This is a genomic window from Microbacterium sp. NPDC089320 (genome assembly GCF_040684875.1).
In the GTDB taxonomy this organism is placed as follows: domain Bacteria; phylum Actinomycetota; class Actinomycetes; order Actinomycetales; family Microbacteriaceae; genus Microbacterium.
Genome location: NZ_JBFBGY010000003.1, coordinates 600,342 through 623,358, shown reverse-complemented (window position 1 = coordinate 623,358; position 23,017 = coordinate 600,342). Strand labels below are relative to the sequence as shown.

At 68.5% G+C, this 23,017-nt stretch carries 23 protein-coding genes and 1 tRNA gene; 19 read left to right on the top strand and 5 right to left on the bottom strand.

Annotated elements, in window-relative coordinates; genetic code table 11:
- The first annotated feature begins 41 nt into the window (after positions 1-41).
- Positions 42-1,028, top strand: coding sequence for a tRNA lysidine(34) synthetase TilS (gene tilS, locus AB0N61_RS11550; protein WP_363364151.1), 987 nt, complete (start codon positions 42-44; stop codon positions 1,026-1,028).
- Positions 1,029-1,121: 93 nt separating this feature from the next.
- Here the strand turns inward: tilS and AB0N61_RS11545 are convergent, their stop codons facing one another.
- Positions 1,122-1,718 (bottom strand): DUF937 domain-containing protein, encoded by a 597-nt coding sequence (locus AB0N61_RS11545; protein ID WP_363364149.1) that lies wholly within the window; start codon positions 1,716-1,718, stop codon positions 1,122-1,124.
- Positions 1,719-1,855: 137 nt separating this feature from the next.
- Here AB0N61_RS11545 and hpt point away from each other — a divergent pair, with 137 nt between their 5' ends.
- The 10 genes from hpt (at position 1,856) to AB0N61_RS11495 (ending at position 10,393) form a co-directional block, all read left to right on the top strand.
- Positions 1,856-2,407, top strand: a complete 552-nt coding sequence (gene hpt / locus AB0N61_RS11540; RefSeq protein WP_363364147.1) for a hypoxanthine phosphoribosyltransferase — start codon at positions 1,856-1,858, stop codon at positions 2,405-2,407.
- An 80-nt stretch (positions 2,408-2,487) separates the two neighbouring features.
- Positions 2,488-4,488 (top strand): ATP-dependent zinc metalloprotease FtsH, encoded by a 2,001-nt coding sequence (gene ftsH / locus AB0N61_RS11535; protein WP_363364146.1) that lies wholly within the window; start codon positions 2,488-2,490, stop codon positions 4,486-4,488.
- Positions 4,489-4,491: 3 nt separating this feature from the next.
- Positions 4,492-5,091 carry a GTP cyclohydrolase I gene (gene folE / locus AB0N61_RS11530; protein ID WP_363364144.1) on the top strand — a complete coding sequence of 200 codons (600 nt, stop codon included), beginning with the start codon at positions 4,492-4,494 and terminating at the stop codon, positions 5,089-5,091.
- Positions 5,088-5,888 (top strand): dihydropteroate synthase, encoded by an 801-nt coding sequence (gene folP, locus AB0N61_RS11525; RefSeq protein ID WP_363364142.1) that lies wholly within the window; start codon positions 5,088-5,090, stop codon positions 5,886-5,888. The genes folE and folP overlap by 4 nt, the downstream gene beginning before the upstream one ends.
- Before the next feature lie 3 nt (positions 5,889-5,891).
- Positions 5,892-6,284: a dihydroneopterin aldolase gene (folB, locus tag AB0N61_RS11520; protein ID WP_363364140.1), complete on the top strand. Its 393-nt coding sequence runs from the start codon at positions 5,892-5,894 to the stop codon at positions 6,282-6,284.
- Positions 6,281-6,820, top strand: a complete 540-nt coding sequence (gene folK, locus AB0N61_RS11515; protein ID WP_167945527.1) for a 2-amino-4-hydroxy-6-hydroxymethyldihydropteridine diphosphokinase — start codon at positions 6,281-6,283, stop codon at positions 6,818-6,820. The genes folB and folK overlap by 4 nt, the downstream gene beginning before the upstream one ends.
- On the top strand, positions 6,817-7,314 hold the full coding sequence (locus AB0N61_RS11510) for a DUF3180 domain-containing protein (RefSeq protein ID WP_363364138.1): 498 nt from the start codon (positions 6,817-6,819) through the stop codon (positions 7,312-7,314). Before folK ends, AB0N61_RS11510 begins: the two co-directional genes overlap by 4 nt.
- The gene (locus AB0N61_RS11505; RefSeq protein ID WP_363364136.1) at positions 7,250-7,846 is read left to right on the top strand and encodes a PH domain-containing protein; all 597 of its coding nucleotides are present in this window, start codon (positions 7,250-7,252) and stop codon (positions 7,844-7,846) included. Before AB0N61_RS11510 ends, AB0N61_RS11505 begins: the two co-directional genes overlap by 65 nt.
- Positions 7,843-9,696: a PH domain-containing protein gene (locus AB0N61_RS11500; RefSeq protein WP_363364134.1), complete on the top strand. Its 1,854-nt coding sequence runs from the start codon at positions 7,843-7,845 to the stop codon at positions 9,694-9,696. The genes AB0N61_RS11505 and AB0N61_RS11500 overlap by 4 nt, the downstream gene beginning before the upstream one ends.
- Positions 9,689-10,393, top strand: coding sequence for a DUF2520 domain-containing protein (locus AB0N61_RS11495; RefSeq protein ID WP_363364132.1), 705 nt, complete (start codon positions 9,689-9,691; stop codon positions 10,391-10,393). The genes AB0N61_RS11500 and AB0N61_RS11495 overlap by 8 nt, the downstream gene beginning before the upstream one ends.
- Before the next feature lie 20 nt (positions 10,394-10,413).
- On the opposite strand, the gene AB0N61_RS11490 is transcribed toward AB0N61_RS11495, so the two are convergent.
- Entirely contained in the window at positions 10,414-12,246 is a 1,833-nt protein-coding gene (locus AB0N61_RS11490) for a DUF2207 domain-containing protein (RefSeq protein WP_363364130.1), read from the bottom strand.
- Positions 12,247-12,327: 81 nt separating this feature from the next.
- On the opposite strand from AB0N61_RS11490, the gene lysS reads away from it, so the two are divergent.
- Positions 12,328-13,854 (top strand): lysine--tRNA ligase, encoded by a 1,527-nt coding sequence (gene lysS / locus AB0N61_RS11485; RefSeq protein WP_363364128.1) that lies wholly within the window; start codon positions 12,328-12,330, stop codon positions 13,852-13,854.
- Here lysS and AB0N61_RS11480 read toward each other — a convergent pair.
- Positions 13,847-14,965: a DUF4192 family protein gene (locus AB0N61_RS11480; RefSeq protein WP_363364125.1), complete on the bottom strand. Its 1,119-nt coding sequence runs from the start codon at positions 14,963-14,965 to the stop codon at positions 13,847-13,849. The two genes, lysS and AB0N61_RS11480, sit on opposite strands and share 8 nt — an antisense overlap.
- Before the next feature lie 112 nt (positions 14,966-15,077).
- On the opposite strand from AB0N61_RS11480, the gene AB0N61_RS11475 reads away from it, so the two are divergent.
- The 3 genes from AB0N61_RS11475 (at position 15,078) to AB0N61_RS11465 (ending at position 17,604) form a co-directional block, all read left to right on the top strand.
- On the top strand, positions 15,078-15,251 hold the full coding sequence (locus AB0N61_RS11475; protein WP_164481682.1) for a hypothetical protein: 174 nt from the start codon (positions 15,078-15,080) through the stop codon (positions 15,249-15,251).
- A gap of 100 nt (positions 15,252-15,351) precedes the next feature.
- Positions 15,352-16,812, top strand: coding sequence for a cardiolipin synthase (gene cls / locus AB0N61_RS11470; RefSeq protein WP_167945543.1), 1,461 nt, complete (start codon positions 15,352-15,354; stop codon positions 16,810-16,812).
- A 51-nt stretch (positions 16,813-16,863) separates the two neighbouring features.
- Positions 16,864-17,604 (top strand): hypothetical protein, encoded by a 741-nt coding sequence (locus AB0N61_RS11465; protein ID WP_363364123.1) that lies wholly within the window; start codon positions 16,864-16,866, stop codon positions 17,602-17,604.
- 30 nt (positions 17,605-17,634) lie between these two features.
- Here the strand turns inward: AB0N61_RS11465 and AB0N61_RS11460 are convergent, their stop codons facing one another.
- Positions 17,635-18,633, bottom strand: coding sequence for a diacylglycerol kinase family protein (locus AB0N61_RS11460; RefSeq protein WP_363364122.1), 999 nt, complete (start codon positions 18,631-18,633; stop codon positions 17,635-17,637).
- A 74-nt stretch (positions 18,634-18,707) separates the two neighbouring features.
- On the opposite strand from AB0N61_RS11460, the gene serS reads away from it, so the two are divergent.
- From serS to AB0N61_RS11440, 4 genes are all read left to right on the top strand, one after another.
- Positions 18,708-19,991: a serine--tRNA ligase gene (gene serS, locus AB0N61_RS11455; protein ID WP_363364120.1), complete on the top strand. Its 1,284-nt coding sequence runs from the start codon at positions 18,708-18,710 to the stop codon at positions 19,989-19,991.
- Entirely contained in the window at positions 19,988-20,809 is an 822-nt protein-coding gene (locus AB0N61_RS11450; RefSeq protein WP_363364118.1) for an HAD family hydrolase, read from the top strand. Before serS ends, AB0N61_RS11450 begins: the two co-directional genes overlap by 4 nt.
- A gap of 42 nt (positions 20,810-20,851) precedes the next feature.
- A tRNA-Ser gene (locus AB0N61_RS11445) sits at positions 20,852-20,936 on the top strand.
- 49 nt (positions 20,937-20,985) lie between these two features.
- A complete protein-coding gene (locus AB0N61_RS11440) occupies positions 20,986-22,242 on the top strand; it encodes an LCP family protein (RefSeq protein WP_363364117.1) in 1,257 nt (418 codons plus the stop codon).
- An 89-nt stretch (positions 22,243-22,331) separates the two neighbouring features.
- Here the strand turns inward: AB0N61_RS11440 and AB0N61_RS11435 are convergent, their stop codons facing one another.
- Positions 22,332-22,928 carry a TetR/AcrR family transcriptional regulator gene (locus AB0N61_RS11435; protein WP_363364115.1) on the bottom strand — a complete coding sequence of 199 codons (597 nt, stop codon included), beginning with the start codon at positions 22,926-22,928 and terminating at the stop codon, positions 22,332-22,334.
- Positions 22,929-23,017 lie beyond the last annotated feature (89 nt).

The following is a 23,017-nucleotide window of genomic DNA, read 5'->3' as shown; positions in this document are numbered from 1 at the left end:
GCGCTGCGCGGGGATCCACCCGGGTGATCTACCGTTGGTCTGTGCCGTCGCTCTCTCCCGTCATCGCCGAGATCCGCCTCGCCGTGCGCACCGCGCTCGTCGGTCTGCCGGAGGGCTCGACCGTCGTCGTCGCCCTCTCCGGAGGAGCGGACTCGCTCGCGCTCGCTGCGGCGACCGCCTTCGAAGCTCCCAAGCTCGGACTCCGGGTCGGTGCGCTCACGGTCGACCACGGCCTGCAGAGCGGGTCGGATGCTGTCGCGGCGCGCGCTGCGAGCGCGGCGGCCGCGCTGGGGCTCGATGCCCTCGTCGTGCGCGTCGAGGTCGGGGCCGATGGCGGCCCCGAGGCGGCGGCGCGCGACGCGCGGTACCGGGTGCTGAGGGACGCCGCGGCGGATGCCGGAGCGGCAGCCGTTCTTCTCGGTCACACGCTCGACGACCAGGCCGAGACGGTGCTGCTCGGTCTCGCCCGCGGATCCGGGGCCGCCAGTCTGCAGGGGATGGCGCCGGTGCGCGAAGACGACGACGGGATGCGGTGGCTGCGGCCGCTGCTCTCGGTGCGGCGCGAGACCACGCGGGCGTTCTGCGCGGCATCCGATCTCGCCGTGTGGGACGACCCGCACAACGCAGAGGACCGGTTCGCCCGGGTGCGGGTGCGCGACCGGGTGCTTCCGGTGCTCGAATCGGAGCTCGGTCCTGGAATCGCCGAGGCGCTGGCGCGCACCGCCGAACAGCTGCGGGAGGACGCCGAGGCGTTCGACGAGATGATCCACGAGACGATCGAGGACATCGTCGAGCATGCGGAGGCGGGTATCTCGGTGAGCGTCGCCGCGCTGGCCGCGAACCCCGCAGCTCTTCGCAACCGGATCATCCGACTCGTGGTCGACAGCGAGTTCGGGGTGAGCCTGACCCGACTGCAGACCCTCGAGGTCGCTCGTCTCGCGATCGACTGGTCGGGCCAGGGGCCGATCGATCTGCCCGCATGCTCGGCGGCTCGAGTGGGCGGCCGCATCGTGTTCTCGGCGCGCTGAGCCGCGGCATCCCACCCGCGCAGACGCGAGAACCCCCGCGGCCTCGTCCTCGGGTGGGAGCCGCAGGGGTTCTCGTCGATCAGGACGACTGGGCTACTTCTTGCCTCCCAGCAGGCCGCCGAGGATGTCGCCGATTCCGCCGCCCCCGGACGAGCTGTTGCCGCCGCCGAGGATCCCGCCGAGGATGTCGCCGATTCCACCGCCCCCCGACGAGCTGTTGCCGCCGCCCAGGATCCCGCCGATCACGTCACCGATCCCACCGCCGCCGGACTGCGACTCGGACGGCGTGGACTTCGCGGACTTGTCCTTGGTGGCGTTGGCGATCAGGCCCATCACGATCGGGGCGAGGATCGGAAGGAGCTTGTCGAAGTCGATGCCGGCGGTCTTCTCTGACTCGGTGAGCTTCTGGGTGACCTTCTTCTCGTCGTCGCCCAGGATGTGCGAGACGATCTTGCCGCCGTCGGCCTGATCGATGTCGTCGACCTTCGCGGCCCCCGTCGTGCCCTCGTGCCGCTTGAGAGCGTTCTCGATCGCGGAGGAGCCCTCGGCGGTCGATGCGTTCTTGGCGAGGCCGCCGAGCAGCACGGCTCCGCCCTGTTCGACCGCCTCCTTGGCGACGTCGGGGGAGACTCCGAGCTTCGCGGCGATGTCGTCGATCGGGACCTGCTTCAGGATGTCGTCGAGAGCCATGGGTGAATCCTTCCGTCCGGGGCGTCCGCCCGTCACACCGCCAGAGTAGTGCGGATGCCTGCCCCCGAGCCGGAATACTGGTCGACGATCCTCCATGCTGTGCGGGACCATGGCGATGCGTCGCCTAAAATCGATCCATGCGCGCCGCGGAGATCCAGGACGACCTTGCTCAGATCCTCGTCACAGAGGAGGAGATCGTCGCGAAGCTCGATGAGCTCGCGGCCCAGGTGGCGGTCGATTACGAGGGCAAGGAGATCATCCTCGTCGGCGTGCTCAAGGGCGCGGTCATGGTCATGGCGGACTTCGCCCGGGCGCTCCCCTTCCATGCGCCGATGGACTGGATGGCCGTCTCGAGCTACGGCGCGAGCACTAAGTCGAGCGGTGTCGTGCAGATCCGCAAAGACCTCGACACCGACCTCAACGGCAAGCACGTGCTGATCGTCGAGGACATCATCGACTCGGGCCTGACCCTCAGCTGGCTGCTGGAGAACTTCGGTTCGCGCGGCGCGGCGTCGATCGAGGTGCTCGCGCTGCTGCGCAAGCCGGAGGCCGCGAAGGTCGAGATCGACTGCAAGTACGTCGGCTTCGACATCCCCACCGACTTCGTCGTCGGCTACGGTCTCGACTACGACGAGCGCTACCGCAATCTGCGCGACGTCGCCGTGCTCGCCCCCCACGTCTACAGCTGATCGGGCACCACGGCGCACCGCTACGCCGTGGGTGAACGCACAGCGGCCACCTAGGGCGCGCGCGATACGCTGATCCGACCATGGATGTCAAGAAGCTCACGCGGAACCCGCTGATCTACGTCGCCCTGATCGGTCTGCTGCTGTTCGGCGGCTTCCTGCTGATCTCGAACCTCGGCGCCCCCAAGCAGATCACGACCCAGGAGGGTCTCGAGCTGCTGAGCGGCACGACGGTCACCGAGGTCGTCAACACCGACGGCGACCAGCGGGTCGACATGACGCTGTCCAAGGCGTTCGAGGGCTCTGAGAACGTGCAGTTCTACTACGTCGACGCCCGCGCCGAGGAGGTCGTGAAGGCCATCAACGCGGCCGAGCCGAAGGACGGCTTCAACGACGCCGTCCCGCGTGCCACCTGGTTCGACGGCATCCTCTCCCTTCTTCTTCCCCTCGTGCTGCTCGGTCTGCTGTTCTGGTGGCTCCTGTCGTCGATGCAGGGCGGCGGCGGCAAGGTCATGCAGTTCGGCAAGTCCAAGGCCAAGCTCGTCAACAAGGAGACCCCGACCGTCACGTTCGCCGACGTCGCGGGCGCGGACGAGGCGATCGAGGAGCTCCACGAGATCAAGGAGTTCCTGCAGGATCCGGCCAAGTTCCAGGCGATCGGCGCCCGCATCCCGAAGGGCGTGCTGCTGTACGGCCCTCCGGGAACCGGAAAGACGCTGCTCGCCCGCGCGGTCGCCGGTGAGGCCGGGGCGCCGTTCTACTCCATCTCCGGTTCCGACTTCGTCGAGATGTTCGTCGGTGTCGGCGCATCGCGAGTGCGCGACCTGTTCAACGTGGCCAAGGAGAACTCTCCCGCCATCATCTTCATCGACGAGATCGATGCCGTCGGTCGCCACCGCGGCGCCGGCATGGGCGGCGGAAACGACGAGCGCGAGCAGACGCTCAACCAGATGCTCGTCGAGATGGACGGCTTCGACCCGAACGCGAACGTCATCGTGATCGCGGCGACGAACCGCCCCGACATCCTCGACCCCGCGCTGCTGCGCCCCGGCCGCTTCGACCGCCAGATCGGCGTCGACGCCCCCGACCTCAAGGGCCGTCAGAAGATCCTCGAGGTGCACAGCAAGGGAAAGCCGCTGTCGAAGAGCGTCGACCTCGAGGTCGTCGCGCGCAAGACCCCGGGGTTCACGGGAGCCGACCTCGCCAACGTCCTGAACGAGGCAGCCCTGCTGACCGCCCGATCGAACGCGCAGCTGGTCGACAACCGTGCGCTCGACGAGGCCATCGACCGCGTGATCGCCGGCCCGCAGCGACGCACCCGCGTCATGAAAGACCGCGAGAAGCTCATCACCGCGTACCACGAGGGTGGACACGCGCTGGCCGCGGCGGCGATGAACTACACCGACCCCGTCACGAAGATCACGATCCTCCCTCGCGGCAAGGCGCTCGGCTACACGATGGTGCTCCCGCTCGACGACAAGTACTCCGTCACCCGCAACGAGCTGCAGGACCAGCTGACGTACGCGATGGGCGGGCGCGTCGCCGAGGAGATCATCTTCCACGACCCGACCACCGGTGCGTCGAACGACATCGAGAAGGCCACGTCGATCGCCCGCAAGATGGTCATCGAGTACGGCATGACGACCGAGGTCGGACCGGTGAAGCTCGGCAGCGAGGGCGGCGACATGTTCGTCGCTCGCGACATGGGTCGTGGCCGCGAGTACTCCGAGAAGGTCGCAGAGCGGGTCGACGCCGAGGTGCGCGCGCTGATCGAGCAGGCGCACAACGAGGCCTACGAGGTCATCAGCGCGAACCGCGACATCCTCGACAGGCTCGCTCTCGCGCTCCTCGAAGAGGAGACGCTCGACCACAACCAGATCGCCGAGATCTTCACCGAGATCAAGAAGCTCCCCGAGCGTCCGCTCTGGCTCTCGAGCGAGAGCCGCCCGGTCTCCGAGCAGCCGCCGATCGAGGTTCCCAAGAAGGTCGTGCCTGTCGCCGCATCCGTCGAGGCACCGGCGACGGCTCCTCGCACGCAGCCCGGATCGGCGGGAGCCGGTCAGGCTCGACCTGCGACGGCCTGACCCGTGTCCGTCGACCGCGCACGCGTCGAGCGGCTCACGCGGGAACTGCTCGAGGCGATCGGCGAGGATCCTGATCGCCCCGGGCTGAAGCAGACGCCCACGCGCATGGGCGATCTGTACGCGGAGTTCTTCGCCGGGGTGGGCGAAGACCCGGCGGCGCCTCTCGCGCACACGATCAGCGTCGCGCGGGGTCCTGCACCCGACACGCTTCCGTCGGGTGCCGTGCTGCTCAGGGACATCCGATTCCGTTCGGTGTGCGAGCACCATCTGCTGCCGTTCGCAGGGCGCGCACACATCGCCTACCTCCCCGGTGAGCAGGTGGTCGGACTCGGAGCGCTCGTGCGCGTCGTCGAGATCCTCGCCACCCGTCCTCAGGTTCAGGAACGACTGGGCGAGCAGATCGCCGACACGGTCGCCGACCACCTCGACACCCGCGGCGTGCTCGTCGTGCTCGATGCGAGCCACGGCTGTGTGACGATGCGCGGAGGACGGCAGCCGGAGGCCTCGACGCTGACGGTCGCGGCCCGCGGCGAGTATGTCGATCCGATCGCGAGAGCAGAGCTCATCACGCTGATCGGCGCCTCGAACGCGGGGCACCCGTGACCGGCATCTGGGGGATCGTCAACGTCACGCCCGACTCGTTCAGCGATGGCGGCCGCTACCTCGACGCGGATCGGGCCGTCGAGCACGGGCTTCGGCTGCGCGCCGAGGGCGCCATGGTGCTCGACGTCGGCGGCGAGTCGACCAGGCCCGGCGCCGAGCGCGTGGGAGCCGACGTGGAGCAGCAGCGCGTGCTCCCCGTGATCGAGGGCCTCGCCGCAGCCGGGGCACCCGTGAGCGTCGACACCATCAACGCGTCGACCGCCGCGGCGGCTGTGAGAGCCGGCGCGCGGATCGTCAATGACGTCTCCGGCGGGCTGGCAGACCCCGACATGCTCGCTGCGGTGGCCGAGTCCGGCGCGGATTACGCGATCGGCCACTGGAGAGGGTTCTCCGCCGACATGTACGCGCACGCCGAGTATCGTCGTGCCGCCCGCGAGGTCGCGGGGGAGCTGCGCGAGCGCATGGGAGAGGCGGCCGCCGCGGGCATCGCACCGTCGCGGCTGATCGTCGACCCGGGGATCGGGTTCTCGAAGAAGGGCGGCCAGAACTGGGGCGTCCTGCGCGGGCTCGACGAGATCATCGCACTCGGCCCACGGGTGCTGGTGGGCACCTCCCGGAAGAGATTCCTCGCGGAGACCCTCGATGCAGACCCTGCCGGGGTCTCCGAGGCACGCCGTGACCTCGCGACAGCGGTGACCAGCGCGCTCGCCGCCCGTGCCGGAGTCTGGGCCGTCCGAGTGCACGATGTCGGTGCCACCCGCGATGCTCTGGCCATCGTGCATGCCTGGGAGGGATGAATCATGGAGCTTCTCGACGAGATCGTCCTGACGGGACTCACCGTCTTCGGTCGTCACGGCGTGTACGACCACGAGCGCGAGAACGGTCAGGAGTTCACGATCGACCTGCGCCTCAGGATGCCGCTGCAGGATGCCGCCGCATCCGACGACGTCGCCGACACCGTGCACTACGGAGAACTGGCCGAGGCTGTCGCCCAGGTCGTCTCGGGAGAACCGGTGAACCTCATCGAGACGCTCGCCGAGCGCATCGCGGCCGTCGCGCTCGCCGACAGCCGGGTTCACTCCGTCACGGTCACCGTGCACAAGCCGCATGCTCCGATCGCGCTGACCTTCTCGGACGTCGCCGTCACTGTGCATCGGTCGCGACCGCAGGGTGCCGGGGAGCAGTCGCGATGAGTCGCAATCTCGCGAACCCGCCGTCCGTTCCCGGTCCGCGGCCGGGACGCGCGGAGGCCGTCGCGGTCGTCGCCTTCGGTGCCAACCTCGGAGATCGAGAAGAGACGATCCGCTCCGCCGCCGAGCGCATCTCCCGACTGCCGCTGGTCACAGACGTGCGGTTGTCCTCGCTGGTCGAGACGGTGGCGCTTCGGCTCGACGGGCCGGATCCCGACGCCCCCGGCTATGTGAACGCGGTCGCGCTCGTCACGACGCGCCTCGCTCCGTCCATCCTGCTCGGCATGCTGCACGCGATCGAAGACGAGCACGGACGCGAGCGCCATGAGAGGTGGGGCGATCGGACGCTCGACCTCGACCTGATCGCCTACGGCGACGAGTCGGCCGACGGCGACGGGCTGCAGCTCCCGCATCCCCGGGCATTCGAGCGGCTGTTCGTGCTCGAGCCCTGGCTCGAACTCGACCGCGACGCCGTGCTCCCGGGCTCGGGCCGCGTGGCCGACCTCGTCGCCGATCTGCGACGTCGCGAGCAGCGATGAAGCGCACCTCGATCGGACTCCTCGTGGTCCTCGCCGTGCTTTCCGCCGGTGGAGGCTTCGTGCTCGACCACATGCTGACGGCGATGGGCCGCACGACGTTCACCCCGTCGTTGCTGCTTCCCGTGCTGCTGCTGCTCATCGCCGCAGCCTCTCTGGGCGTCGCCTGGCCCGTGCGCGCGAGTGTGCGCAACGGCATCCGCATCGATCCGTTCCGTGCGACACGTGCCGTGACGCTCGCCCGCGCGTCGAGTCTGCTGGGCGCGATCATGGCGGGGTTCGGTGCAGGTCTGCTCGCGTTCCTCCTCTCCCGGCCGATCGATCCCCCGGTAGGGTCGACTGTGGCGATGCTGGCCCTGATCGGAAGTGCGATCGTGCTGGTCGTCGCCGCGCTCATCGCCGAACAGTTCTGCACACTTCCGAAGGATCCTGATGACTCAGAACCCAGAGATCGAGCCGGGGATCCCGGCCCCGCTGAACACGGCGGAGGTCACTGACCGCGCAGCGCTCGACCAGGGCACATACACGCAGCTGCGCACCGCGCGCAGTGAGGCGAGGCTCGAGCTCGACGGGGCCTGGCATCAGATCTCCCCGCGCTACGTGGTCTCGCAGATCCTGCAGAACCTGATCTTCATCGCCGTCGTTCTGGCGGTCGCGATCGTGCTGGCACTGGTCCTGCATCAGACGTGGGTGTGGATCCCCGCGGCCGTCGTCGTGCTCATCACGCTGCTCACGCTGATCATCCTCCCGAGACAGGCCAAGGCCATCGGGTACATGCTCCGCGAAGACGACATCGTCTTCCGCAAGGGCATCCTCTGGCAGCGCATGATCGCCGTGCCCTACGGGCGCATGCAGCTCGTCGACATCACCCAGGGGCCGCTCGACCGCGCCTTCGGCGTCACCCAGCTCAAGATGGTCACCGCCGCCGCGACGACCGGAGTGCAGATCCCCGGCCTCACGCAGGCGGCCGCAGAAGCCCTGCGCGACACCCTGATCGAGGTCGCCGAGACCCGCCGGACGGGCCTGTGAGCGAGCATCAGGCTCCGGCGCCGACCGGGGAGCGGACCGTCGGGACCACCGGGCCGGAGACCCTTGCCGATGGCGAGTGGCACCGGATGCATCCCCTCACCCCGCTCTTCAAGGGCGGGCTGGCGCTCATCATCATCGCGGGAATCGCGATCGCCAACCTGAGGGATCGGCTCATCGCCTGGTTCGTCGACCTCTTCACCCCCGAGGAGGCGCACCTCGAGGACTTCAACAGCGGTGACCCCGTCGACTGGGTGCTGCAGAACAACCTCATCGTCATCGTGCTGCTCAGCGTGCTCGCGCTGGTCCTCGTCCTCGTCCTCGTCTTCTGGATCGTCTGGCGCTTCCAGCAGTTCCGGATCACAGGCGATCACGTCGAGGTGCGCAAGGGCATCGTCTTCCGCTCGCATCGCCGTGCTCCGCTCGATCGGGTGCAGGGCGTGAACCTCACCCGTCCCTTCCCGGCACGCATCATCGGGCTCGCGAAGCTCGAGGTCGTCGGCGCGGGCACCGACTCGAACGTCGAGCTCGAGTACCTGGCGACTCCGCGCGCAGAGGCTGTGCGCACCGACATCCTGCGCCTCGCCTCGGGAGCGCGTGCGGCGAGGCTCACGGCTGCGGATGCCGCGGCAGGCGTGCGCTCCTCCGAGGTCGGCCCCGCGGCAGCGGCGCCGGGTTCGGCGCGAGCGCAGCTGGTCGGATCGATGAACGCCGGCGTGAACGGCCTGATCAGCGGCGTCGACCTCGCCGACGTCGAGCCCGAGAGCGTGGTCAAGATCCCCACGGGTCGACTGGTCGGATCCCAGCTGATCTCGAGCGTGCTCTGGCTCGTCTTCTTCGGAATCATCTTCGGTGTGGCCGTCGGCGGCGTCGCGATCGGCTCGCTTCTGGACGGCGATCCGATCGGCGGGTTCCTGGGTCTGGGTATCACGCTGGGCATCGGGATCCCCATGGTCATCGCGATCGCCGGAATCACCTGGGCGCAGATCTCGAAGTCGCTGCGCTACTCGATCGCTCCCACGCCCGACGGCGTCCGCATCACCTACGGTCTGCTGACGACGGTCACCGAGACGCTGCCGCCGGGGCGCATCTTCGCCGTCGAGGTCACCCAGTCGCTGCTGTGGCGTCCCTTCGGCTGGTGGACCATCAGGATCAACCGCATGAGCGGCAAGAGCGCCGCCCAGCAGTCGTCCGGCTCGGCTCAGCAGTTCAACGTTGTGCTGCCGGTCGGCAAGCGCGCCGACGTCGAACGCGTGCTCGCGCTGATCCTCCCCGATGCTCCGATCACCGATATTCCCCTGGTGTGGGAGCACGGCATTCTCGGACCGGTCGAGGGCGATCCGTATCGGACGATGCCGCGGCGCGCCTGGTGGCGCCGACCTGTGTCGTGGAAGCGGCACGGCTTCGCGTTGACCGAGTTCGGACTCCTGCTCCGGCGCGGAATCGTCTGGCGCAAGCTGGCGATCTTCCCGCTCGCTCGGCTGCAGGGGGTGTCGCTCTCGCAGGGGCCGATCGACCGCGCGCAGCGCGTCTCCGGCGCGCAGGTGCATTCTGTGCAGGGGCTCATCACGGGCACTCTGTCGGGCCTCGAGCGCGACGACGCGCTCTTCCTCCTCGACGGGGTGAGCTCGGCGGCCGTCGCCGCGGCCGCGCGCGATCACACCCACCGGTGGGGGGAGTACGTGACGGATGCCGAGGGAGCGCATGTGCCCGGGTACCCCGTCGCGGAAGCGGATGCCGGGACACCCGGTTCTGGCGCCCCCCTCCCTCCGCCCGCACCGCCCGCGGCTCCGCCGGCACCGCCCGCGGCTTCGCCCGCGGCACCCGCTCCTCCGGCGTCGAACGGTGAGTGATCCGACGCGACGCGATGGGCGCCTCGGTGTGGGCATCATCGGCGCCGGACGTGTGGGACCGGTCATCGGTGCTGCCCTGGCCGGCGCGGGTCACGCGATCACCGGGATCACGAGCGGCTCCGATGACGACCGGGCATCCGCGGTGCTGCCGGACGTTCCGATCCTCGAGGCGCTGGAGGTCGTGCGTCGCAGCGAGCTCGTCGTCGTCGCCGTGCCTCACGATCAGCTCGCGGGACTCATCGCCGGCATCGCCGAGGTCGGAGGGTGGCAGCTCGGCCAGCTCGTGCTGCACACCGACCCCGGTCACGGCATCGAGGTGCTGCGACCGGCGGCCTCGAGCGGAGCGATCCCTCTCGCCGTGCATCCGGCCATCACCTTCACGGGCACGTCGATCGATCTGCGTCAGCTGCAGGCCAGCTACGCGGCGGTCACCGCCCCCGCCGGTGTGCTCCCCATCGCGCAGGCACTGGCGGTCGAGATGGGATGCGAGCCGGTGGTGATCTCGGAGGCGGATCGGGAAGCGTATGCCGACGCGATCCACACCGTCACCGAGTTCTCGCGCTCGATCATCGGCCAGTCCACCGCGCGCCTCGGGGAACTGGGCGTCGAGAATCCCGGCGGATATCTCTCGGCCCTGGTGCAGTCGACCGTCGAGCGGGCGCTTCGCGACGCATCCCCGCCTCCGCCGCTGCTCTGATCTCGACGGCTGCTCCGAGCTCAGCGGCCGCCGGAGAACCCGCCGCCGCCTCCTCCGCCTGAGAACCCGCCGCCGAAGGATCCGCCTGCGCTCGACGACGAGCCCGCGCTCGGTGCCGAGTACGTCGCGGACGCGTGGGAGGAAGTCGTGAACGCCGCGAGCTGTGCGTAGACGAACGGCATGCCGGGGTCACCGATCCACGACGCCCCACGTCGCTCGGAGGCATAGACCTGCTCGAGAACGGCGCCCCACTCGTTCTCCATGCCGAACAGCATCGCGTAGGGGAGCAGGCGCTCGTAGACGACGATCACGTTCGCGGTGCCGTCCTGGCGCCTCTCGGCTCCGGAGTAGGACTGCAGCATCGTGAGGCGGTCGGCCTCGGCCACGCGGATGAACTCCCGTACGCCCATGAGGTACTCATACTGCCGAGCGCCCTCGGGGGTGAGGACGGTGTGCTTCGAGAATCCGTACAACGACGACAGCAGAACCAGGAACAGGCCGAAGGCGATCGCGACGAACGCGGGGATGGCCGTGACGCGTCCGGCGATGATTCCCGAAAGGCCGAGGGCGAACCCGGCAGCGACGAGAGCGATGGCGCACCACTGCAGGATCATCGCGCCCCTGCTGCGTGCCTTGGTGGTGAGCCCGCGCGAGGCTGCCGCATCGACACCGCTCTGCGAGAGCGTCTTCATGCGAGCGGCGAAGCCCTCACTCGCATTCGGGAGCTCGGCGACGCCCTCCGCGTCCGCGTCGGCGAACAGAGCGTCCAGTGCCTGGGCGTCGAGCTCGTCGGGGATCCGTCCGCCGGGGAGACGTCGTAGCCGTGGCTGCTCGACGTCGGTGCCCTCCTCGATGCGCAGCAGACCGCGCACCGCGAGGTGGACGATCTCGGCGGGTATCGGGTCTTTTGCGCCGGGCACGATTGCGGCGGCCACCAGCGGCGGCAGGGAATCCGGAGCGTCGTATTGCGCGACGATGATGCCGCTCGACGTCCGTCGCTTCCTCGCGAACACGGATACCGCGATCCAACTGCCGACGGAGAGCGCGACTCCGCCGAGTGCGGCGATCGCGGGCACCGTGTCGGTGACGGGGTTCGGTTGCCGAGCGGCGGGCTGCGTCGCAGTGCCCGACTCGAAACCGACCGCGACGGTGATCCCCTCGCCGGGGGCGAGGTCCGCCGCCTCGACGCTGAACCGAGAGCCGTCCGCGGATGCGACCAGCTCGCATTCATCCGTCGACCCCTGGTATCCGGCGTAGCAGCGCGCGTCGCCGGTCATGCGCTCCGTCATCGCGTCGTCGAACGTGATGTCAGCGTCGAACACCTCGATGGACTGGGTGCTGTCGAGCGGAAGGAGGTCCCAGTAGAACTCGTCGACTCCCGAGTCCGCCGCCAGGATCACGTCGCGCATCTCGTACTCGATCACATAGGTCGTGAGCCCGTGCACGAAGTCGTCGTCTCCGGTGAGGATCAGCAGCAGTCCGTCTTCTTCGTCGGTCTCGAACGGGACGTCTGCCCCGGTCTCGTCGGTCACCGACAGCACCCGCACGTCGAGCCAGGCGTCCTCGTAGCTGGTGGGCAGTCCTCGGACGATCCCCTTGTTCTGATCGGCATCAGGGAATCGCGCCGTGAGGGATTCGGTGACGTGCATTCGCGAGCGCCCGTCGTCGTCCAGTCCCACCTCGTACCGCGCATCCCACGACGCGTACGAGAAGTCGTCCACATCGGTGCGGACCACTGTCGAGTCGACGGCCGGCGCGGGCCCTGACGCAGCCGCCGGGGCCGCCGACACGATCAGTGCCGCGGCTGTGAGACCGATTGTGATGAGCGTGCGGGCGAGTCTGGTGGCTGCCATGGTTCGAGGCTAGCGAGTCCCGACCGCGGGGCGAGGGAGCGGACCTCGGTAAACTGGACACGACTTTTCAAGGAGCCCCGAATGACTGACGCGTCTGCCGCGCCCGAGACGACCACCGCCGCCACCGAAGAAGACGTTCACGAGCAGAAGGCCGTGCGCCTGGCGAAGCGCGAGCGACTGGTCGCGAATCGGACGGATGCCGGTGGGGGAGCCTTCCCGGTGAGCGTGCCTGTGACACACCAGATCCCTGCGCTGCGCGCCGAGTACGGCGAGCTCGAGGCGGGAGCCGAGACGGGCGTCGTCGTCGGCGTCGCCGGCCGCGTGGTGTTCAGCCGCAACACCGGCAAGCTCTGCTTCGCCACGCTGCAGGCCGGCGACGGCTCGCGGATCCAGGCGATGATCTCGCTCGCGAACGTCGGTGAGGAGTCGCTCGCCGAGTGGAAGGAATACGTCGATCTCGGCGATCACGTCTTCGTGCACGGCGAAGTGATCTCCAGCCGTCGCGGCGAGCTGTCGATCATGGCCGACGACTGGGCGATCGCCTCGAAGGCGATCCTGCCGCTCCCGAACGCGTACTCGGAGCTCAGTGAAGAGGGACGCGTCCGCAGCCGCTACCTCGACCTCATCGTGCGCGAACAGGCCCGCACCACCGTGCGCGCCCGGGCCGCCGTGAACGCGAGCCTCCGGGCGACATTCACCAGCCACGACTACCTCGAAGTCGAGACGCCGATGCTGCAGGTGCAGCACGGAGGAGCGTCCGCTCGGCCGTTCATCACGCACTCCAACGCCTTCGACACCGAGCTGTACCTTCGCATCGCACCTGAGCTGTATCTGAAGCGCGCTGTCGTCGGCGGCATCGAGCGGGTGTACGAGATCAATCGCAACTTCCGCAACGAGGGCGCCGACTCGACGCACAGCCCGGAGTTCGCGATGCTCGAGGCCTACCAGGCCTATGGCGACTACAACCAGATGGCCGCGCTGACGCAGGAGCTCGTGCAGCAGGCGGCGATCGCGGTCGCCGGTTCGACCACGGTCACCTGGGCAGACGGCACCGAGTACGACCTCGGTGGCGAGTGGGATCGGATCTCGATGTACGAGTCGCTCTCGGCGGCATCCGGTCGCGCGATCACTCCGAGCGAACCCGTCGAGGACCTCATCGCGTTCGCCGAGGCGAACGGTGTGGACCTGCCCGCTCAGGCGACGCACGGCAAACTCGTCGAAGAGCTGTGGGAGCACTTCGTGAAGGGCGACCTCGTGCGTCCGACCTTCGTGATGGACTTCCCCGTCGACACCTCGCCTCTCGTGCGCGAGCACCGGTCGATCGAGGGCGTCGTCGAGAAGTGGGACCTGTACATCCGCGGCTTCGAGCTGGCGACCGGGTACTCCGAGCTCGTCGACCCCGTGATCCAGCGCGAGCGCTTCGTCGAGCAGGCCAAGCTCGCCGCACGAGGCGATGTCGAGGCGATGCCGGTCGATGAGGAGTTCCTGCGGGCGCTCGAGCACGGCATGCCGCCGTCCGGGGGCATGGGTATGGGCATCGATCGTCTGCTGATGGCGATCACCGGGCTCGGCATTCGCGAGACGATCCTCTTCCCGCTGGTCAAGTAGCGGGCGTCGCACCGCGTCTGAATGCCCATTCGGGCAGCATCGCCGCGTCGATCATCGTCGCGAGCAGCGCCGCGAGACCGTACTCCGGATCGATCGCCCGCACGAGATCGAGGTACTGCGCGGCGTGGCTGGAGCGGCCGAGCGCCCAGGAGAGCCATGCCGCAGCCGTGAGCGCAGCGGGCCTCATCGCGCGAGGCGCGAGCGCGGCGGCCGTGCGGACGAGCGAGAGCGCCGCTCCGAGACGCGCCGGATCGGGAGTGGGACCCCGGCCGAGGAAGACGTCGCCGAGGTCGTCCGGCACCGCCGTCTTCGCGCCCGCGAAGTCGAGCTGCGCCTCGAGCGTGCGCTCCCCGCCGCGGACATCGGTGGCCCACTGCATCAGCGCCACATCTCTGAAAAGCGGTCGCTCGAGGCACCAGAGGAGTGCGGCGGTGGCGAACGGCGGCAGCTCCTCCGGCGACGCGAGGACCGCTTCGAAGAATGCCGGGAGGTCCTCGAGCAGGACGAGAGCGGCGATCGCCTGAGGGTCCTCCGTGCCTTTCGTCCCGGGCGCGCTGCCTCGTTCGAGCAGGGCGGTGATGTCCCGAAGCGCGCGCCCCACCCGCTCCTTGCCGGCGAAGTCCGCCGCAGGCAGTGCAGCACCCGAGTGCTGGTCGCCTGACACGTCGCCGATGCCGGGCACCTCGGGCGCGCAGCGATCGAGGGAGCGTATCTGCGGGTCGTCGTCGAGATAGCTCGACCATCCGTCGGAGGTCACGCAGAGCGCATCGACGATGCGCAGGCCGGCGTCCTCCGCCCGACCCAGGAGCTCGTCGACCTCGACGGCGAAGGGCAGCACCAGCCCGTCGCGGGTCTGCTGCACGGCATCATCCGTGTAGACCACGAGGGCGACCGCGTCGGTTCGGTCGACACGCGAGACGAGACCGATCGCGGCGTCTGCGTAGTCTGCAGGATCGTCGCGATCGTGAGGGAGGTCGAGTCTCATGGCGCCGTACGTGCGTGGGCCGCGAAACGGCAGCAGCACGAGGCTCTCGGTGGGGGTGAAGCCTGCGAGGGAGGGGACGATGCTGAGGAACTCAGCGGAGCCGGAGGCGCGGAGCACTGTTGTCATCGGGCGAGTCTCATCGCACGATGGTCGTCGTGGTGCGGTTCCACAGCGCCGCTCGCCGTTCCGCCTCCCGCGACCGAGTGTGGAGGAGCAGTGGGTCGCGTACCATGGAGGCATGGAGAACTTCTGGCTCGCAGCCGCATGGTCGATCATTCCGACCATCGGGGTGAGCGTCGTGTTCTTCTTCGTGCTCCGCGGGATCCTGCGGTTCGATCGCACAGAGCGCAAGGTGCACGCACGGATCGAGGCCGAGGAGCGGGCCGCACGCGGTCTGCCGCCGCGCTCCTGAGCGGCGTCGGAACCATCGGCTACTGTGTAGCCAGCGCACCTTCGTCGGTGCCCACTGAAGCGCCCGGCGTTGAAGTGCCGAGCGGCCGAGAGGACGAGGGATGACCCCCGAGATCTGGGCATGGTGGACCGCGGCGTTCCTGATCGCCCTCGACCTGACGATCCGCATCACGGCGATCATCATCATCCCGCGCAATCGTCGTCCCACCGCGGCCATGGCATGGCTGCTCGCGGTCTTCTTCATCCCGTTCGTCGGCGTGTTCCTCTTCCTGCTCATCGGAAATCCGCGGCTGCCGCGCGCGCGGCGCCGCAAGCAGGATCAGATCAACGAGTACATCGCCGAGACGAGCGAGCACCTCCATTTCGGCACTCTCCGTCCGAACGCGCCGAGCTGGTTCCCCCCGCTCGTCGAGATGAACCACCGCCTCGGAGCGCTGCCGATCTCCGGCGACAACGGCGCGCACCTGATCGCGGACTATCAGGACTCGCTCGATGCGATGGCCGACGAGATCCGCAAGGCCGAGGACTACGTCCACATCGAGTTCTACATCCTCCAGTCCGATGCGTCGACCGACAACTTCTTCCGCGCGATGGAAGAGGTCGCCGAGCGCGGTGTGCATGTTCGAGTGCTTCTGGACCACTGGGCGAACCGGTGGAAACCGAAGTACCGGCAGACCGTCGCGCGACTGAACCGGATGGGCGCGAACTGGCACCTCATGCTTCCCGTGCAGCCGCTCAAGGGGCGCATGCAGCGGCCCGACCTGCGCAATCACCGCAAGCTCCTCGTCGTCGACGGCAAGGTGGCGTTCCTGGGTTCGCAGAATGTGACGGACTCGACCTACAACCTGCCCAAGAACATCAAGCGCGGGCTGCACTGGGTCGACCTCATGGTGCGCATCGACGGACCGGTCGTGCTGAGCGTCAACGCCATCTTCCTCAGCGACTGGTACAGCGAGACCGATGAGGTGCTGCAGGAGATCGACATCTCGCACGCCCAGGCGGGGTCGGGTGACCTCGACTGCCAGGTCGTGCCGTCGGGGCCCGGGTTCGAGGTCGAGAACAACCTGCGTCTGTTCCTCGGGCTGCTCTACGCGGCCAAAGAGAAGATCATGATCGTCAGCCCGTACTTCGTGCCGGACGAAGCCCTGCTGCTCGCGGTCACCGCCGCAGTCGACCGTGGTGTCGCGGTCGAACTGTTCGTCTCCGAACAGGGCGACCAGGCGATGGTCTATCACGCCCAGCGCAGCTACTACGAGGCGCTGCTCCGGGCCGGGGTGCGGATCTGGATGTACCGCAAGCCGTACATCCTTCACACCAAGAGCCTGACCGTCGACGACCAGGTCGCGGTGATCGGCTCGAGCAACATGGACATGCGGTCGTTCGGCCTCAACCTCGAGGTGTCGATGCTGGTCCGCGGTGAGGAATTCGTCGTCGAGATGCGAGCGGTCGAAGACGTGTACCGCTCGCTCAGTCGTGAGCTGACCCTCGAGGAGTGGATGCAGCAGCCCCTGCGGTCGACCGTGCTCGACAACCTCGCCCGTCTCACCTCGGCGCTGCAGTAGGGCCGCAAGACAGGGGTGCCCTCGAAGACCGCGGCCGGTACCCTGAGTGGCATGAGCACCCCGTCGCGCGTCATCGCCGCACTCTCGTCCCTCGCCGCCGTGCTGCTGTTCGCGGGGTGCACGATCGGGCCCGGCGCCACGGGGTCGCAGGCGACCTCGAACCCCTCGAGCGGACCCGGGCAGAGCACGGATGACTCGGATGACGTCGAGGGCGCGCTGCTCGACGACGGCCGGATGTTCGCGGTGGTGACGTTCGGATCGTCCACCTGCATTCCGCAGGTCGACCAGATCACTGCTGAGGGCCAGACCGTGTCGGTCACGCTGGTCGACGTCGACGGCGGAGGCGAGACCGAGAAGGCGTGCACGGCCGACCTCGCACCGCGGGCGAGCGTCGGGGCGCTGCCCGAGGGAGTCGATCCGACGAAGGAGATCACTCTGCAGGTCACCTACGGCGACATGGTCGACGACGTCGACCTCGACGGCGACCCGTCGTTCACCGGCACCCCCGGCTCCTCGACCGAGTACACGCCGAGCGCCGGCTGGTTCGATGACGGTTCGCTGGTCCTGCTCACCTGGGGCTCATCGAGCTGCCCGCCGGTGGTCGAGAGCCTCGAGGGCTCGGGTGCGTCGGGCACGGCGACCTTCACGACCGACGACGGCCAGGTGTGCACCATGGATATGGCACCGCGCGCGACGATCCTCGAGTTCGGCGAGGATGCCGTCAACGACGACGCCTTCACCCTCACGCTCGTCGGCGGGAACCTCGACGGCACCGTCGAGGTGCGCGGCTGACCTCGAGCCAGGAGCGGGCGGCTCGGCCCCTCAGAGCGATGCGACGGGGTGATCGCCGGGCAGCGCCAGCAGGAGAGCGCCGGGATCCACGCGGCATGTGACGCGCACCGCCATCCCGAACTCGTCACCGTCGAGCTCGATGGGGGTGGCGGAGGTCACGGCGGCTTCGGCGACGGCGCCCCGGAAATAGTGCACCGACGCGTCTCTGCCTCGGCGCTCGAGCACACGGCGGCCGGCGCGGGAGCGGCGCAGCACCGAGTTGTCCCACCAGATCTTGCGCCACACGCCGAGCCAGCCCCAGACGCCGGTGGGCTGGATCACGGCGACATCGAGGACGCCGTCGGTGATGGAGGCGTCGGGGATCAGGGCGATTCCCGCAGGCAGAGTGCCGCAGTTGGCGAACAGGATGCTGTGCACCTTCGTCGAGTGCAGGCGCCCGTCGTCGATCTGGAACACGGATCGGAACGGCTCGGCGGTCACGAGTGATCTCGCGGCCCCATCGACGTACGCGATCCAGCCGACCGATCTCTTGAGGTCGGGACGCGTGTTGGCGATCATGTCGGCATCCAGCCCGACACCGGCGAGAACGACGTACGCGTGCTCCTCGTGCTCGCCGTTCTCTCTGGTCAGGCGTGCCCAGCCGATGTCGATCGCGTGCCGGAACTCGCCGAGCGCCGCGCGGATCATCTCGTCGGGGTCGGTCAACGGGAGTCCGAGGTTGCGTGCCAGCAGGTTGCCGGTGCCACTGGGCAGGATCGCGAGCGGCACCCCGGTGTTGGCGATCGCCTCGGAGACAGCACGGACCGTGCCGTCTCCGCCGGCCACGAGCACGACATCCACCCCGCGTGCGAGAGCCTCGGCCGTCACCTCCTGACCGGGGTCGTCGATCGTGGTCGGATAGAAGGCCGGATGCTCCCACCCGGCCTCGTGCGAGAGAACGCGGACACGTTCCCGCAGCTGCGTGCCGTCGACCTTGATCGGGTTGTAGACGAGCGCTGCCTGGCGTCGGCCGGTGGCGCTCGTGGTCATGGCGCTACTCTAGCCCGGGCGTTCGCCGGTCCGGTCGCGGCGGACGCGCCCGGGCCGCACCATAGACTTGGTGGATGATCGACCTCGCACTCCTCCGCGAAAATCCGGAGATCGTCCGCCGCTCTCAGGCCGCCCGTGGCAATGACCAGGGCACCGTCGACACCGCGCTCGAGGCCGATCGATCGCGTCGGGCCGCGCTCGCCGCGTTCGAAGAGCTGAGGGCGCAGCAGAACGCGTTCGGCAAGCAGGTCGCGAAGGCCCCGAAAGAGGAGAAGGCGGCGCTCGTCGCTCAGGTCAAGGACCTCGCCGACCGCGTCAAGCAGGCGCAGCAGGCGGCGAACGAGGCCGCAGACGTCCTGGCCGCCGCCCTCGCGCGCATCGAGAACGTCGTCGTCGACGGCGTTCCTGCCGGTGGAGAGGCGGACTTCGTCGAGCTGCGCCGCGTGGGCGAGGTTCCCGCATTCGACTTCGAACCGCGCGACCACCTCGAGCTCGGCGAGATCCTGGGCGCGATCGACATGGAGCGCGGTGCGAAGGTCTCGGGCGCCCGCTTCTACTTCCTGCGCGGCATCGGGGCACGTCTCGAGATCGCGCTCATGAATCTCGCGCTCGACAAGGCGCTGCAGAACGGCTTCGTGCCGCTCATCACGCCCACGCTGGTGCGGCCGGAGATCATGCAGGGCACCGGATTCCTCGGCGAGCACGCCGATGAGGTGTACCACCTCGACAAGGACGACGATCTCTACCTCGTCGGCACCAGCGAGGTCGCCCTCGCCGGCTACCACAAGGACGAGATCCTCGACCTCGGCCAAGGTGCGCTGCGGTATGCCGGCTGGTCGACGTGCTACCGCCGTGAGGCGGGCTCGCACGGCAAGGACACCCGTGGCATCATCCGGGTGCACCAGTTCAACAAGCTCGAGATGTTCGTCTACACGGATCCGGAGGACGCCGAGGCCGAGCACCTGCGCCTCGTCGCGCTGCAGGAGGAGATGCTGACCTCGCTCGGCCTCGCCTACCGCGTGATCGACGTGGCCGCCGGCGACCTGGGCTCCAGCGCCGCGCGCAAGTACGACATCGAGGCGTGGGTTCCCACGCAGGGCGCGTTCCGCGAGCTCACCTCCACCTCGAACTGCACGACCTATCAGGCCCGCCGCCTCGACATCAGGCACCGACCCGAGGCTCAGGAGGGTCAGACCGCGAAGACGCAGCCCGTCGCCACCCTCAACGGCACGCTGGCGACCACCCGGTGGATCGTCGCACTTCTCGAGACGCATCAGCAGGCGGACGGCTCGGTGCGCGTGCCCGAGGTCCTGCGCCCGTACCTCGGCGGGCTCGAGGTTCTGGAGCCGACCGCGTGACAGCGCCCTGGCTCGTCGGGCTCGACGTCGACGGCACGATCATCCTGCAGGACGAGACGATGAGCCCTGGCGTGCCCGAAGCGGTGGCACGGTTGCGGGACGCCGGCCATGAGGTGACGATCGCCACCGGACGCAGCTGGATGGCGACGCGTCGCTGGGTCGAGCAGCTCGAGCTGGCACCGGAGTTCGTGGTGTGCTCGAACGGTGCGGTGACCATGCGCCGGGTGGGTGACGACTGGGAGCGGTGGCACATCGAGACGTTCGATCCGTCGCCCGTGCTCGCTCTGCTGCGCGACCGGCTGCCCGATGCCCGCTACATGGTCGAGCTCGGCTCCGGTCTGCGGCTCTTCACCGAGCATCTGGACGACTGGACCCTCGACGGCGGACGGCAGGTGGGCTTCGAAGAGCTGGTCGCCGAGCCGGTCTCGCGCGTCGTCGTCGTGTCGCCGGGGCACGACGAGGAGGACTTCCACCGCCTCGTCGCGGACGCGGGGCTCAACGAGGTCTCGTACGCGATCGGATGGACGGCGTGGCTCGACATCGCACCGCAGGGCGTCGACAAGGGCACGGCGCTCGAGCGTGTTCGCTCCGAGCTCGGAATCGAGCCCGGACATGTCTTCGTCGCCGGTGACGGACGCAACGACATCGGCATGTTCGGCTGGGCGCTGGGGCTCGACGGACGTGCGGTGGCCATGGGGCAGGCGCCGACTGAGGTCAAGGATGCAGCCGGCGAGGTGACCGCAGCCGTCGAGGACGGAGGCCTCGCGATGGCGTTGAACACGCTTCCAGCGGCCGCCCAGGTCAGCGCGGGAGAATAGAACTCGGCTAGACTCACGGCTTGTCGGCAGATTCGTCTGTCGGGAGGGTTGTCCGAGTGGCCGATGGAGCTGGTCTTGAAAACCAGTGGGCAGAGATGTCTCGTGGGTTCGAATCCCACACCCTCCGCATTCCAGGGACGGTGCCCCGCACCGCACGCTGAACCGAAAGGCCCCGAGTGAGTCCTCACACCCGCCGCCGTCGAACCATCGCGCGCCACGGACAGCTCCACTCGCCGGGCCCCCTCAGTCAGCTTCTCAAGTTCATCGCGATCGGTCTCGCCGTCGTCCTCGTGAGCGGTTTCGGGGTCGTCTCCTACATCGTCTACGACCTCTCGAGCACGGTGTCGGCCAATGCGGTCGAACTCGACAGCACGACAGAGCTGCCGCCCGACATCAGCGAGTACAAGGGCGGATTCAACCTGCTGCTCACCGGTGTCGACACGTGCGAAGAGGCGTACGCGCAGTACTTCGGCGATCGCTGCACCGGTGCGGACTCTGAGGGCACTCTCAACGATGTGAACCTCCTCATGCACGTGTCGGAGGAGCCGCGCCGGATCACCGTCGTCAGCCTTCCGCGCGACATGATGGTGCCGATCCCCGAGTGCGAGGACGCCGAGGGCCAGGTGCACTCCGCGATGACCAAGCAGCAGATCAACGTCGCCTACACCGACGGCGGACTCAACTGCGTGGCGAAGACGGTCTCCGACCTCTCGGGTCAGGAGATCCAGTTCGCCGCCTCGGTCACGTTCGGCGGCGTGATCGAGATCACCAACGCGATCGGCGGTGTCGAGGTGTGCCTCGCCTCTCCGATCAAGGACCGCTACACGGGGCTCGACCTCGCCGCCGGAAACCACGTGATCGAAGGCATCACCGCCCTGCAGTTCCTGCGGACGCGGCACGGCGTCGGCGACGGCAGCGACCTCGGCCGCATCGGCAACCAGCAGCAGTACATGTCGAGCCTCGCGCGGACGCTCATCAGCGGCGAGACGCTCGGCAACGTCCCGATGATGCTGAAGCTCGCGACGACCGGACTCGACAACGTCGAGGCGAGCACGTCGCTGGCCGACCCGATGAAGATCGTCCAGATCGCTCTCGCGGTCAAGTCGGTGCCGTTCGAGGACATCGTCTTCCTGCAGTACCCGACGTTCACCGACCCGGCCGACCCCAACCGTGTCGTGCCGGACAAGGCATCAGCCGAGTCCATGTGGGACGCGATCAACCAGAACGCGCAGTTGCAGGTCACGCACCAGAACACGGAGAACGACGGCGTCGTCGTCACGGATCCGGCGACTGAGACGCCCGCGGATGGCACGACGCCCGACCCCGCAGCGACCGACCCGGCGGCGACGCCCGAGAACGTTGTGGCGTTGCCCGACACGATCAAGGGCAACTCTGCTGCACAGCAGACCTGCTCGAACGGAAACGTGCGCTGACCTTCGCGCGCTGACCTTCGTGCGCTGACCGCATCCGGGTTCACGAAGCGCCGCTCCGCTGCCCGGCAGCCGTGGGCGGTTCTTCCCGGTCAGCGCGGCGGCTCGTCGGCCTCGCCCAGCGGCGGGTACAGCACATCCATGAGAGCGCTGATGATGCCGGGCATGTCGACCGAGCGGTCGATCATCCACTGCAGCTGCAGCCCGTCGGCGACCGCCTGGATCACGCGTGCCATGGTGTCGGGGTCGAGCGCCGCTCGGCGGTCCGCATCGTGGACGAAGGCGTCGGTGATGCTCTCGCGCAGCCGCTCGCTGCGTTCGAGGAAGTATCGATGAGCCGGATGCGCGGGATCGACGGCATCGACCGCGAGGCGTGAGAACAGCTCCACGACGCCGGGGACCTCTGTGTTGTGGCGGATGACGTCGATGAACGCGGACTTCGCGTCGGCAGGGCTCTGTGGCCGGGGAGCCATCTCGTCGTGCTCGTCGCGCGTGCGCAGCACCTCGGTGAAGAGCTCTTCCTTGCTGCCGAAGTAGTGCAGCAGGGCGGCGGGGGTTACACCGACGATCTCGGCGATCTGCTTGAGGGAGGCGTTCTGGTAACCCCTGCGCCCGATCACGTCGAGAGCGCTCTCGAGGATTTCCTCACGTCTGGCGACGCCCTTCGCGTATGAACCTCGTCGTGCCATCCCTCGAGAGTAATCCTGAACAACGTTTGAGATCCAATACTTACTGGCATATAGTTTTCGCAAGACATCGCCGTCGCTGCGAAAGGAAG